The organism is Burkholderia aenigmatica (genome assembly GCF_902499175.1).
Lineage (GTDB): Bacteria > Pseudomonadota > Gammaproteobacteria > Burkholderiales > Burkholderiaceae > Burkholderia > Burkholderia aenigmatica.
The window spans coordinates 1-11,419 of record NZ_CABVQC010000118.1; the positions used below are offsets into that span (position 1 = coordinate 1).

General features: G+C 59.5%; 18 protein-coding genes. All 18 read left to right on the forward strand.

Annotation, left to right across the window (positions count from 1 at the left end):
- The first annotated feature begins 109 nt into the window (after positions 1-109).
- Positions 110-793: a hypothetical protein gene (locus BDO18943_RS41460; protein ID WP_175026606.1), complete on the forward strand. Its 684-nt coding sequence runs from the start codon at positions 110-112 to the stop codon at positions 791-793.
- Between the two features lie 200 nt (positions 794-993).
- Positions 994-1,275: an H-NS histone family protein gene (locus tag BDO18943_RS41465; RefSeq protein WP_175026607.1), complete on the forward strand. Its 282-nt coding sequence runs from the start codon at positions 994-996 to the stop codon at positions 1,273-1,275.
- Between the two features lie 170 nt (positions 1,276-1,445).
- Positions 1,446-1,703, forward strand: coding sequence for a hypothetical protein (locus BDO18943_RS41470; protein WP_175026608.1), 258 nt, complete (start codon positions 1,446-1,448; stop codon positions 1,701-1,703).
- 278 nt (positions 1,704-1,981) lie between these two features.
- Positions 1,982-2,140, forward strand: a complete 159-nt coding sequence (locus BDO18943_RS41475) for a hypothetical protein (protein WP_175026609.1) — start codon at positions 1,982-1,984, stop codon at positions 2,138-2,140.
- Between the two features lie 86 nt (positions 2,141-2,226).
- Entirely contained in the window at positions 2,227-2,409 is a 183-nt protein-coding gene (locus BDO18943_RS41480) for a hypothetical protein (RefSeq protein ID WP_175026610.1), read from the forward strand.
- A gap of 170 nt (positions 2,410-2,579) precedes the next feature.
- The gene (locus BDO18943_RS41485) at positions 2,580-2,828 is read left to right on the forward strand and encodes a hypothetical protein (RefSeq protein ID WP_175026611.1); all 249 of its coding nucleotides are present in this window, start codon (positions 2,580-2,582) and stop codon (positions 2,826-2,828) included.
- A gap of 116 nt (positions 2,829-2,944) precedes the next feature.
- Complete coding sequence (locus tag BDO18943_RS41490; RefSeq protein WP_175026612.1) at positions 2,945-3,844, forward strand: hypothetical protein; 900 nt, start codon at positions 2,945-2,947, stop codon at positions 3,842-3,844.
- Between the two features lie 188 nt (positions 3,845-4,032).
- Positions 4,033-4,617 (forward strand): hypothetical protein, encoded by a 585-nt coding sequence (locus BDO18943_RS41495; RefSeq protein WP_175026613.1) that lies wholly within the window; start codon positions 4,033-4,035, stop codon positions 4,615-4,617.
- Between the two features lie 129 nt (positions 4,618-4,746).
- The gene (locus BDO18943_RS41500) at positions 4,747-5,106 is read left to right on the forward strand and encodes a hypothetical protein (RefSeq protein WP_175026614.1); all 360 of its coding nucleotides are present in this window, start codon (positions 4,747-4,749) and stop codon (positions 5,104-5,106) included.
- Between the two features lie 332 nt (positions 5,107-5,438).
- Positions 5,439-5,813, forward strand: a complete 375-nt coding sequence (locus BDO18943_RS41505; RefSeq protein WP_175026605.1) for a hypothetical protein — start codon at positions 5,439-5,441, stop codon at positions 5,811-5,813.
- Positions 5,814-5,894: 81 nt separating this feature from the next.
- Complete coding sequence (locus BDO18943_RS41510) at positions 5,895-6,185, forward strand: hypothetical protein (RefSeq protein ID WP_175026615.1); 291 nt, start codon at positions 5,895-5,897, stop codon at positions 6,183-6,185.
- 130 nt (positions 6,186-6,315) lie between these two features.
- The gene (locus tag BDO18943_RS41515; protein WP_025496157.1) at positions 6,316-6,666 is read left to right on the forward strand and encodes a hypothetical protein; all 351 of its coding nucleotides are present in this window, start codon (positions 6,316-6,318) and stop codon (positions 6,664-6,666) included.
- Between the two features lie 107 nt (positions 6,667-6,773).
- Positions 6,774-7,229 (forward strand): hypothetical protein, encoded by a 456-nt coding sequence (locus BDO18943_RS41520; protein WP_025496158.1) that lies wholly within the window; start codon positions 6,774-6,776, stop codon positions 7,227-7,229.
- Positions 7,230-7,292: 63 nt separating this feature from the next.
- A complete protein-coding gene (locus tag BDO18943_RS41525; protein ID WP_025496159.1) occupies positions 7,293-8,003 on the forward strand; it encodes a DUF6927 domain-containing protein in 711 nt (236 codons plus the stop codon).
- 124 nt (positions 8,004-8,127) lie between these two features.
- Complete coding sequence (locus tag BDO18943_RS41530) at positions 8,128-8,424, forward strand: hypothetical protein (protein ID WP_025496160.1); 297 nt, start codon at positions 8,128-8,130, stop codon at positions 8,422-8,424.
- Positions 8,425-8,671: 247 nt separating this feature from the next.
- Complete coding sequence (locus BDO18943_RS41535) at positions 8,672-9,241, forward strand: hypothetical protein (RefSeq protein WP_025496161.1); 570 nt, start codon at positions 8,672-8,674, stop codon at positions 9,239-9,241.
- A gap of 220 nt (positions 9,242-9,461) precedes the next feature.
- Positions 9,462-10,817, forward strand: a complete 1,356-nt coding sequence (locus BDO18943_RS41540; protein ID WP_025496162.1) for a P-loop NTPase family protein — start codon at positions 9,462-9,464, stop codon at positions 10,815-10,817.
- A gap of 149 nt (positions 10,818-10,966) precedes the next feature.
- Positions 10,967-11,419: hypothetical protein (locus BDO18943_RS41545; RefSeq protein WP_175026616.1), on the forward strand; the 453-nt coding region annotated here is incomplete at its 3' end.

Below are 11,419 nucleotides of genomic sequence, written 5' to 3' on the forward strand. Positions count from 1 at the left end.
CTCCAATGCAAACCAAAGTAGACGTTGGAGGCAGGCGATTCATTTACGTTCAATCAAGAATCGAACGCTACACTAGGGGGCGCTTCTCACACGTATCTTGGAGTAGCGCATGAACAACACTCAATCCCAAGTCATCGAAGCTTTCGAGGGTTACCTGGCTTACGACGGTATTCGAATCGATGTCGGGTTTCAGGCGCCGGCCGGCGCGACGACAGCTCAAAAGGACGTGGCTTTTCTGGCGGAGCTCGCTCAGCAAGCGGAGATCAACTATCTGTCGGTTGGCACGAGCACCGTCCCGGTGACCTCCGCAACGCCTGCCGCCTCGTGCTTCTCGACGGCCGATGCTGACCGTCTCCTCGGTCTGGCCGACCAGTTCCTCGAGGACTGGAAGGAGACCGATCGAGACGATCGCCGAGACGGCGGGGTGGATCCGGAACTGGTCGAGCGCCAGGCAGAATACGCAGCCATCCGCCCTTTGTTCGTGGCGGCACCGGAGATGTTCGCGGCAATTCAGGAGCTTTTCCCCAGCCTCGAACTGCTGCCGGACGGTGCATTTCGCCTGACCGTCGCGAGCAACGGCGAGTTTCGCCAGTGGATCTGTATCGTTCGACAGTCCAGCAGTCAATGGATCGTCGAGCACAATTTTTCCACTGAGCAGTTCGAGGTGGAGTCGTTACTCGAAGGCCTGCGACTCGCAGATGAAATGCGGGACAGTCATATCGAGGACATGGCCCGCTGCGCGAACCAGCTTCCCCGGAAGCAGGTTACTCAAGGCGAGTCATCGCGCCCGTAAGTGAAGTGGTAATCCCGCCCGCCAAACGTCCCGCTCCGCGGGGCGTTTGGCGGGTTTTGTTTTTGTGGCAGTCCAAGTTCCTCATTGGAATCGGAAAGCATTTATGAGGATCGCTTGTCTCCACGCGTTCTGGCGATAAAATGTGCGGCGCGGACCAGTGATAGAGTTCACTGCCGAGATAAATAGGGAACATACCTGGTATGGCCAATCGTTACAAAGACCTTCTCGCCCAACACGCGGCGCTCGAAAAGCAAATCGAAGAAGCCCGCAATAAGGAGCGTGGCGACGCAATCAACACCATCAGGCAACTGATGCAAGACTACGAGATCACGACGGCCGATCTGACCGTCAAGAAGCGCAAGGCACGGAGTCCCGTCACGCAGAAATACAAGGATCCGAACTCGGACAAGACCTGGAGCGGCATGGGCAAGCCGCCGGCATGGATCGCCGGCAAGGATCGTCAAGCCTTCCTGATCGCATGAGCTCCACAGCCATGCACGCGTGGAGCATCGCTCAGGGTGTTGAGGCCGCGGCGCTGGCTGGCGCCGGCGCTTGGTGCTCCCGGGCCGGGAAATGGAAGCTGGCCTTTGTACCGTTGGTCTGCGCGGGCATGATCGGCCTGGTCGCGGTTACTGGCTATTAGGGGACGGGGATGTCGGTCGAACTACTTCATGACCGGGTGTACTCGAAGAGAGAGATTGAAAAGTGGCTGGCCGGGACGGCGCAGGTCAAGCCGCGATCGCGCGCATGGAACAATGCGCTGACGTCGGCCGGCAGCACGATTGTGGGCGAGGATACGTACCTTTTCGTGCCAGTCAGCGAGACGCACTACAGGGTGTCCCGGGCGAACGCAAAAGAGGTTGTCGAGGTCTTCAAGGTCTTGGACGAGGTTTCCGGGATCAAGAGTTGAAGCGACAGTGGTACGTCTGCGCGGCGATCTTCGCTGCCGGTGTCGTTTTCGTAATCGGCGCAGCGATTCTCCAGCACTGATCGGCCGCAGCGACAGATTCACAGCTTCCTGTCAGGAAATTTTTGGTATGATGGGGGCGCTTCTCACGGTAGCTGGACCGAAACCAGCCAAATCGGCCGATCTTGGGCCGTAACCTTCCTCGCACCGTTCGGTGCTCACCCTCGCGGGGCGTTCATCCCGCGCGGGACGTCTGCTTCGCATTTTTCAAGGAGTAGACGATGCCCTTCATCGAAGTGATTGACTGCGGTTGCTGCGGCTATTTTCACCCTCAGAAGTCCGATGGTGACTGCCGAGACAACGCTGATCGCCTGACCGGCGACCAGCTCGACGCCCAGTTCGGCACGGCCGGCTGGCAAATCGCGGAAAAGGCTGAGTAAGCCACTCCTTCTTCAGCCCCCTGGGGTCCATGTTCCCCTGGAGGGAGCGTGGACTCCGAAAAGTCACTTTCTTTTAGGAATCCATCATGCGCAAATCGAAGAACCGTACGATCGCATATCTCGACGAGCAGCTGGCCAGACAACGCGCACAGCGGGAGGCGTCCGTTCGCGCGGGCCCTGCAGCTCAGAAACCGGTCGATCCCTACGAAATCACGTTCGCGCCGGCGGAGCAGTGCGACGACGCTGCCCAAGCGCTCGACGCAGCGTGATGTATCCGTTCGCAGCCAGCCAGCGATGCCGGTTGGCCGTATCTGACGTGGCCGCAAGGCCGACTTCCAGGAGCCGGCCATCCCGCAAGGGGGGCGGGCTCCTTTCCCCGGGCGGGGCACTTATCTCTGTCCGGGGTGAGTGCTTCGAAAAGCACCAGAAGGAGAACGTCATGGCAGAAAGCGCAGTTGAAGCGGCGGTATCCGGCGAATCGGCAATGGACCGTCTCGACCGGATTCTGGCCGACTATGGTTTCAGTACGGACAGCCAGTCGCCCCGGCAGTACTTCCTCGTTTCGACGGTAAAGGAAAACGCCGAGGAAGCCAAGGACAAGGACCTCGTCGAGGCCTGCGTTCAGAAGCTGAAGTCCATGCGCGAGTCGGTGTCGCGCCAGTTGTTCGCCACGAGCCTGGCGCACTGATTCCCTGAAGCACGAAATAGACGCCCGCATTCCGGTCCCGACCGGATGCGGGCGTTTGCATTTCGGGTATGCTGACGGAAACTTCGTGGCGGGAACCGATTCGGCGAGAGGGGATCATGGCAAGCGATCGTGGATATGATTTCGACGCAGCGTATGTGCTGATGGATCTGTTGCAGAGAGTAGAGCCGGGCGCTGTTACGGGTGCCCTGCTGGCGGAAGCTCGCGCAATATCCAGCGGTAGTTCGGATCTCGCCATGCTGGAGCAGTCCGATTGTCTAACACGCATCGCTCGAGGCCTGATGGACGGGAAGGTGCAGGAGCGAATCAAGGATCTTCGCGAGCAAAGTGGTCGGGTGCATGATCACGAGCAGGCCATAGAAAGCATCTGTGGCAAGATTGAGACCACCGCAGGAGTCGTATGGGCAATCCTGTTCAGACTCTCCGAGGTGACGCAGTTCGGCGGAAGGGACGCGATTCCACGCGCGATGCCCCGAAATTTCGAGACGTCCAGATTCGACCTAGATCGTCTCCTCGCGGCATCCAAGCCTTACACCGAGTGGAGTCCGGAGACACAGGACTACCTCCTCAAGGGCCTGGCCGCTGACTTGGCCGCTTATCGAGATCTGTTCGATGCCTTTACGGGCGGCGAGGAGTACATAGAGAGGTTCGAACTCATTGTCCGACCAGGGCAACTGTACCGGCTCGTTGAGTTGAGCGATAGCCGTGAAGAACTGCATGCCAAGGCTGAACAACTGATCAAGAGTCTCGATGCGCTGAAGAAGGAGATGGCTGATATCCGCGATCTCGGCCCGCACGTCGATCACTGGTGGCGAGACTTCCTCAACGGCTTGAGGGGAGAGCTGGTCGCCGGCGAGCTCAGCCAAGGGCTCGCACCATTCGTCCAGCCGATGAAAAAGCTCGAAGTCGGCACTATGATCCAGGTCTCGAACAGGTTGTTGAGTGACGATCAGCAGGTCATTCCAAGACACGAGGCGACCGCGGCGCCGGCCGGCTGACACCGAGCCGCGCACGCTGATCATCGCAATACCCTGTCGCCCGCGCCCCTGAGCGCGGGCGATCGCATTTTGGGTGAGCCGCGAAAGGTCTAGAAACCGGTGAGATTATCGGTATCGTCGGGGCTTCCCGTGGATATAACAAGGGTGTGGCAGACTGCTGGAAGCAGCGAGCGCCGATATTCGATCCAATGAACAAACGACCCAAATACAGGCCGGGTACGCTCGATCGCGTACTCACCTTCTTCAACGAAATTGGCATTCCGGCGCGGTATGAGCCGGGTGCGACCGGCTTCACCGAGAGCGTGCGCATCGAGCGCGGCGAGCTGCTGGTGGATCCGGCGTGCCGGATTTCTGTTCTGTTGCACGAGGGCGCGCATCTAGCGATCACCCCCAAGCGCTTTCGACATCTGATGTGCGGCAACCTGTACGCCGGTCGCAGTGAAATGTTCCGCCAAGTGGGGGAGATGGGCCTGCCCCCGGACACGCCGCTCTACAGGGCGGTCATTCAGAGTTCCGATCCGGAAGCGACGGCGTGGGCCTTCGCGGCGGGACTGCACCTCGGTTTCTCCAGAGAGGAGATTATCCAGGACGACCAGTACGACGGGGATGGGGAAACGATCCGACTGGCCTTGTTCCTACGCTCCTACGCTGGCATCAACGGACTCGCGCACGCCGGCTTCTGCGCACTGCGGCCCGGTCACCAGCTTCCGGTTTGGCCGGAGCTCGCGTTTTGGACCCAGGAGGTTGACGCGGAAGGGTGGCGAGACCGTTAAGATGCTGCTCGCCGCAGGACACGCCTGCCTCCGGCGAAGAAGGGCACTTGAATCCGGGTTCGCCACCGATAAGATGACTTTACATCCGACGCACCCGCGTCGATACAAACCGCTTACGAGGACAAAAACATGATTCGCAAACTGCTTGTCGCTTCGATTGCCGCCGCCGCTCTGCTGAACGTCGCCGCCTGCTCTTTCACGCAAGGCGTCAAGCCGGACGCCAGCGTCAACACCAGTTTCGTCAAAGGCGTGAGCACGCTGAGCGACGTCGAAGCCAAGCTCGGCCAGCCGATGAAGACGGTCACGAACGCGGATGGCACCTCCACGGCCACGTTCCACTACGGCGAAGCGCACCTGGGAGCCCTGGCGCTGGTCGGTGTCGGCGCTGCCACGGGCCAAGACATCATCACCGTCGTGAATTTCGACAAGCGCGGCAAATTCCTGACCCTCACGCAGGAAACCGACAACCGCAAGACGTCGGGCTTCTAAGCCGGCCCGATCGCGTCTCGCTGTCCCAGACAGGCCCGGAAATCCCGTTGCGGGAGGTTTCCGGGCCTTGCTACATTCTTCCCATGCTGAAGAACTGCCTCCGGGCGAATGCCTTCCGACTGACGGCGGCGGTCGGGAATCGTTCTGGCTTCCTGTCGAGAAATTCCGGGTATAATTTCCCTTGATTTACCCGGTAGCTGGGCCGAAACCAGCCATTCCCGGCCGTGTTCTCGGCCGCGATCTCTCTGCACCGTCAACGGTGCGTTCCATTTTTTACCCCTGCGGGATGTTGCTCCCGCGTGGGCGCTTCTCGCTCGTCCCAGGAGTAGCGTATGAATATCCAGTCTGCTATCCATCAGGAAGCCCCGCTGTCGGGCGTCGCATCACGGCCCGCGCGTGTCGTGTTTCTTCCGGAAGGTTACAACGGACACACGATGGCCTTTTGTGCCGAGCCGGACGCCGTGGAGGGCAACGTCGTCAAGCTCCACTGCGCCGAGCCCGGCAAGGAGTACCTGATCGCCTGGCGTTGCAGGGCCGCCTTCGAGGCTGCGCTCATGTCGCGGGAAGGCAGCGCGGAGGTCACGCTGGCGGAACGCGGAATCGCCGGGTGGCGCGGCACGAACGACGACGAGTACCAGATCTACGTCGAGTCGGCCAAGGCACTCGGGTGGAAAATCAAGACACACGACGAATGGCTCAATAGCTGACCGTCGATTTTTTAACCCTGTGGGGACGCACATCCCCGCTGGGTGCGTGCTCCTCACGATTTCTCCATTGAGGAGTACAAGATGGCCGCTATTCTCTGCTCCAATGCTGCACCCGGTCTTCCGATCGCCGTCACCAGCGTGGACGTACGACAGGCGTTCCGAGCGGCTGGAATGAGAGCTCGTGTTGCCGATCTGGGCATGAAGTTCCGGATTTGTGACCTCGACAGGTCGCAATACGGAACCGAAGTCGAACGTGTTGCGAGGGATCTGAAGTTCACCGATTCCCTCGGGCATCTGGGCGGACAGTGGAACACATCGACCGAGTTTGTTGCTTACAAGCCGGGAAAGATCGTTCGTTTGTCGGCGCAGTGATGAAACTCAGTTTCGATTTAGAAGTCAGCGCCGCTCGTTCGTAAGGCGACGGACGTTGAATCACAACTCAACCCTGGTGGGGAAGCATTCCCGCCGGGGACGCTTCCTTGCCCAAGTTATAGGAAGCGTCATGAAACACATCATCGAAGCCACGGGAAATCTCAAGTTCCTGATCGAAAACGATCGTGACCGCGAGATACTCGAGGACATCAAGGGCCGCGTAGGTGGTAACGACGTCCGGTTCCTGGACGACATGCTCGATCAGTTGGGCTTTCTGGGTAACGCGAAGCTCTTCGGGATCGCCCCTGTCGACGTCGGTGCCCTGACGGACGCGCCGATGCTCTCCGATGCAATCGATTTGCTGGACGATGGCAGCATCGTTGTTCTCGGGAACGTCTGGTGGTATCCGAACTACCAGGTCGAGGACTTCGCAGAACGGCTGATCGAGCGCGGCAGCGTTACGTTTCAAGCTGCAGCCTGATTCGCTTTTTTGGAGCCGCCATCGAGGTGGCGCTCATGTTTTAACCCTGTGGGGACGCACATCCCTCAGGGTGTGTGCTCCTCGCAATTTCCAATGAGGAGTACAAGATGGCAATTTATCTCTGCTCGAACGCCCACATCAGCACGCTCGCGGCCTACGCCGTGCAGCACCAGATCTGTCTGCCGCATCTGAAGCTGGATTACCGCGGTGCAGCGGCCGGAACCTGGATCGCGGGCGAGCTGTTCAAGGCGAACGTCAAGGCGGTCACCAAGCAGTATGGCAAGTGCGAGATCCAGGTCCCGCACGCCTACCTACCGATGGCGACGCTGCCGGAGCCGGTGGTAATCCTGAAGCTTTGTGAGGGATACGAGTGCCAGGTCGAAGGGCTCGACGACTACCCGTCGTTGCTCGCCGGCAAGATCATCTCGGCCCTCCGTGCCAAGGCGATCCGGATGTTGCCCGGCTACGAGTCGGCGCCGTGGTGTATCTCGGATCAGCGGTTTGCAAGCTGGTCCGATCTCAACGGGGCCGTCGCGTCGTCTGCGTTGGCTGTTGTTCACTAACTCATCGGGGAGCAGGCATCCCGGATGGGGTGTCTGCCTCTTCGAGCTACTCAGGAGCAGACTATGGGCTACAGCGGTACCCGGAATATTCCGGGCAAATCGGCAATGGAGATGTTGCGGCATGTCGACACCCACTACGCCGGGAAAAAGGTGGAAAACGACGTGGCGACCTACGAGGTTGTCGATGGAAAGCCCGGGCGAGGCGGTCTCTGGTTCGTCGTGCGCATGACGATCAAGGTGACTGGCGAGGGCTTCAACTATGCGGAATTCGTGAAGATCTCCCGTGACCAGAAAGAGTTCTGCTGGAAGCCGATCTGGGAGTTCTCCGACCCGGGCGAGACGTCCATGCCGAGGTCGCTTTTCAATCAGCTCACGCCGATCGAGAAGATACCCGCCGGATCGGGCCGAAACCTGGACAACGCCGCAGCTTGGCGTGACGCTCAGCGCAGGGCATACGAGCAGAAGTCGCTCGAGAGTGCCGCGGCGCCGAACGCCGGAGATGTCATCGTGTTCCGCGATCCGATCGATTTCCAGATCGGAAACGAGACCGTGACGATCCAACGTTTTCGTGTCCGTGAGTGGGGGCGTGCCCGGCGGTTGACCCCGCTGGTCGGAAACGGAGAGGCTGGCTTCAATGCCAAGCTGAGACGCTCGACGTGGGACACAAACCCGTTCGAGGTGGAAGGGCGACTGGCGGATGTCGTGCCGGTCGTTGATATGGCCGTACCGTTGCCAGCTCAGCAACGCCAGTTGCAGCAGGCAGCGCTGTTCTGAAACGTGCGGAGATTTCGTCCGTTCAAGATGGCCCGGCCGCGTAAGCGTGACCGGGCTTGATGTCCAAACCCGCGCGGGGATGTCTCCCCGCGCGGGAGACATCCTCGTCATCTTTGAAACCGCAATGAGCCGAAATCGCGAAAACGTAGTGTGGCCCAGCCGGAACGGCACCTGGAGTCGGGGATTCTTCGACTACTACCAGACGGGTGACGATCCGGAATGGGATGTCGAGTACGACTACGACACCTTCATGTGGTGTTCGACGGGGCATCCGACGATGGAAGCCGCCTGCACCGCCTGGCGTGGGTCGAATCCGGGAGGCATGAACTCGTACGACACGCCGAGCGTCGAAACCGACCGACTCGATACGATGGCCGAGAAGTACGCGGCCGCCCAGACCGTTGCAAAGCAGCGCTCGTAGTGATCTGATGCAGCTGACGACCCGCCAGTCCCTTCGGGGTGCTGGCGGGTTTCCTTTTTTGTGCGATTACTTCCTGTCAGGAAACTATGGCACAATGCCTTTGCTTTGATTGGTAGCTGGGCCATTTTCCAGCCAAACGCGGATTTTTCCGCACTTCCATGTCGGCCGGAACCCCGGCTATCTACCCTTGCGGGGCATTCATCCCGCCGGGACGTCTGCTTCGCGTACATTGCACAGGAGCGGAGCTATGAATCAGCAATCCAGTCCGGAAACGGATCTCAAAAAGGCGAGTGTCTCGCGCGAAGTCGCTGGCGCAATCCTGAAGGCCGAGGTCTCCCCGTGTTCCTGGATGAATTCGAAGTACGGTTTCCAGATCACGGTGACCATGTCGGACGGCGGCGGAAATGCGTTCGTCCATGAGAAAGAACTCGCTTTCGCAGATGCGAAGGTCGGTGACATGAGCCGGCTGCTCGAGACGATCGGCGTGATCGCGTGTGTGAAGTGCGGCAAGCCCGCCTTCGATCCCGATACCGTGCGAACGAACCGAGAGAAGAAGTGCGAGCGATGCTTCATGGGCGAGCTCAATGCGGAGTTCGAAAAAGGGCGGGAGAAGGCTGCCCGTCGAATGGCCAACAACGACGCCAAGTACAAGAAGCAAGGCTACACACATCGCGTCGACGCATGGATTCACCGTGACGGCGGCGATGACGTCGCTGTCTCGTACTACATGAAGGACCCGACGGACGCTCAGATCCAGGCGGAACTTCGCAAGGCACGCAGCGTCGTGCTCAATGACTACAAGCTGATCCAGCTCTGAATGAACCCGCCGCACGTCTCGATCTTCGGGGCGTTCGGCGGGTTTTTCATTTCCGCGGAGGGAATTGCTGCGCCTGGGGGCGTGTGCTAGGCTATCCGCTGGATGCCATCCCAACCTGCCGGCGGGTTAAACAGGCGGCTTACTCTCATTTCGCAGGACGACCTTTTGTCAGGTCTGCATGGAATCGCCGGTATGTAGACCTTGATCAAAAGGACTCGTCATGCCGTCAGCATTTCTCAGCCGGAATTCCTTCAATCAACTCAAGCGGGCGGCCAGGCAACAGTTGCCGGGCGTTCAACACGCCCATGTCCTTGAAGCTCTCGCGCGTGCGCTTGGCCAGAACAACCTGGCTGCGCTGAACGCCAAGTTGGCGGTCGGTGAAGATAACGCGGTGCGATTCTTTCTGTTTTCCGACCACGATCTGCGTATACGCTTGGCGGAACTCGGGTATCCAGATGCTCTGACGTGGGACATCGACTTCTCGAGCCTCACGGACATTTTCAGGGTACCGAAGCCTTTCCCGACGACGCTCGATGCTTTGCAGGCGGATGGGACCATTTCGTTCGAGCAGCGCCGGCACTTCGAGCAGCTGATTGACCAGCGCAAATCGATTCTGATCATCGGTACTGTTGGATCCCGAAAGACGACCCTGATGCACGTCCTGCTCAATGAGATGTCGGTCCGGGCGCCGCGGGAAGAATTCGTGCTTTGCCAGTTCGTTCAGGAGGGCCCGGAGTTCGGGCCGAACGTAAAGCGATTTGTGCATAACGAATTTTGGCCGGGTGGATTTCCCGCCTTTGGCCATCGCCGAGTGGCTTTCGATGAAATCAGGGACAACACTGCACTCCGCGTTCTCAATTCCTGGCTTTATTATGGTGCTGGCCTGGCGACTATGTATGCGAGCAGCGTTGACGAAGCACTCGCAAGAATGACGCGAGTGTTGGGCGGCCCCGGGGTCGAACTGATTCGAGAAGCTGTTGATGTCGTTATCCGCATGGAGCGCGGCGAAATGCCCAAGGTTGCAGAAATCGTCACTCGGGACGAGCTCCAGAAGCGGTCCGAGCCGCCAGAGTTCCAACAGGAATTGCGTCAGCCGGCCAATTACCGGATGCCACCTCCCGAGGACGTCGGTCGCTACGTCCTTCAGGATTTGAAGACCCTCATGGGCGGGCGATTTTCGTCGGGCGAACAGCTTCCCCTCGACCAGAATATGCCGATCACCAACGACGATCTGCGCATGCCGGACGCTCAACCTCACCAGGATGGTCTTGCGTTCACGCCGAAGCACTGGTCGCAGACTGCGGATGGCAGTTGGGAGCCTTCGCCAGCGAGCATTTTCGGAACCAGTCATCAAGCGCTGCATGGCCGGCAAAATGACGTACTGACGCAAGAGCGAATGGATGAAATGAGCCGGATCATCGCCGAAGGCGGCAGAGTAGTTTTCTTCGATCCGAAGGTCGACACCGACGTTGGGAGGGTTTTGAGCGGCACATCCGGATCGACGACCAAGACGCACCAGAACAGACCCGTATCGCCACCGGATTCCGACACCACCAGTGACGTCAAGTCCGACTAGGCCCGGAATGCCGCTGTTCTGGTAAGATTCTCGGCAGTTTCGACGGTAGCTGGGCCATTTCCAGCCAGAAGCGGCTTTGCCGCCTTTACTCAACCCATGCGGGGCACGTTCCCGCTTGGGATCCTGCTTCGCGTCATCAGGAGCAGGATATGCAGACCAACACGGCAGACACGGTTTCTGTCGACATCAAGGTTCCGGCAGAGATGCCGGAGTTCTCCGAGGACCTGATCTACAGCCCGCGCATGCGGGTTGTGCGTGTCGGGCAATCCCTCAAGACGTGGCGTGTTGCAGACCAGACGTTCGAATCCGATCCGGCGACTCCGGTAGGAATCGAGCAGACCGTTCTCGGCATGCTGGCGGACCTTCGCTTTCTGTGTGACGAACATGGGCTCGATTTCGCTCGAATCGATCGAATGGCTTATGGCGACTACACGGTGGCGAAGAACGAAGCTCGCCGCGAGGCGGCGAAGCAAGCTGAATCCGCAGCGGCAGACAATGTGCCGTCGGCATCACTGAAGTTGCAGGTGTCGCGGGGCGGCGTAAAGGAGCCGGGGATGGGCGGCGTAATGGCGCCAGCAGAACCGGGGGTAAAACGCGGATTC

What these genes read in the sequence shown, in the direction of transcription:
- BDO18943_RS41460 (WP_175026606.1), top strand. Translation starts at nt 110, where the DNA reads ATGAACAACACTCAATCCCAAGTCATCGAAGCTTTCGAGGGTTACCTG.
- BDO18943_RS41465 (WP_175026607.1), top strand. Translation starts at nt 994, where the DNA reads ATGGCCAATCGTTACAAAGACCTTCTCGCCCAACACGCGGCGCTCGAA.
- BDO18943_RS41470 (WP_175026608.1), top strand. Translation starts at nt 1,446, where the DNA reads ATGTCGGTCGAACTACTTCATGACCGGGTGTACTCGAAGAGAGAGATT.
- BDO18943_RS41475 (WP_175026609.1), top strand. Translation starts at nt 1,982, where the DNA reads ATGCCCTTCATCGAAGTGATTGACTGCGGTTGCTGCGGCTATTTTCAC.
- BDO18943_RS41480 (WP_175026610.1), top strand. Translation starts at nt 2,227, where the DNA reads ATGCGCAAATCGAAGAACCGTACGATCGCATATCTCGACGAGCAGCTG.
- BDO18943_RS41485 (WP_175026611.1), top strand. Translation starts at nt 2,580, where the DNA reads ATGGCAGAAAGCGCAGTTGAAGCGGCGGTATCCGGCGAATCGGCAATG.
- BDO18943_RS41490 (WP_175026612.1), top strand. Translation starts at nt 2,945, where the DNA reads ATGGCAAGCGATCGTGGATATGATTTCGACGCAGCGTATGTGCTGATG.
- BDO18943_RS41495 (WP_175026613.1), top strand. Translation starts at nt 4,033, where the DNA reads ATGAACAAACGACCCAAATACAGGCCGGGTACGCTCGATCGCGTACTC.
- BDO18943_RS41500 (WP_175026614.1), top strand. Translation starts at nt 4,747, where the DNA reads ATGATTCGCAAACTGCTTGTCGCTTCGATTGCCGCCGCCGCTCTGCTG.
- BDO18943_RS41505 (WP_175026605.1), top strand. Translation starts at nt 5,439, where the DNA reads ATGAATATCCAGTCTGCTATCCATCAGGAAGCCCCGCTGTCGGGCGTC.
- BDO18943_RS41510 (WP_175026615.1), top strand. Translation starts at nt 5,895, where the DNA reads ATGGCCGCTATTCTCTGCTCCAATGCTGCACCCGGTCTTCCGATCGCC.
- BDO18943_RS41515 (WP_025496157.1), top strand. Translation starts at nt 6,316, where the DNA reads ATGAAACACATCATCGAAGCCACGGGAAATCTCAAGTTCCTGATCGAA.
- BDO18943_RS41520 (WP_025496158.1), top strand. Translation starts at nt 6,774, where the DNA reads ATGGCAATTTATCTCTGCTCGAACGCCCACATCAGCACGCTCGCGGCC.
- BDO18943_RS41525 (WP_025496159.1), top strand. Translation starts at nt 7,293, where the DNA reads ATGGGCTACAGCGGTACCCGGAATATTCCGGGCAAATCGGCAATGGAG.
- BDO18943_RS41530 (WP_025496160.1), top strand. Translation starts at nt 8,128, where the DNA reads ATGAGCCGAAATCGCGAAAACGTAGTGTGGCCCAGCCGGAACGGCACC.
- BDO18943_RS41535 (WP_025496161.1), top strand. Translation starts at nt 8,672, where the DNA reads ATGAATCAGCAATCCAGTCCGGAAACGGATCTCAAAAAGGCGAGTGTC.
- BDO18943_RS41540 (WP_025496162.1), top strand. Translation starts at nt 9,462, where the DNA reads ATGCCGTCAGCATTTCTCAGCCGGAATTCCTTCAATCAACTCAAGCGG.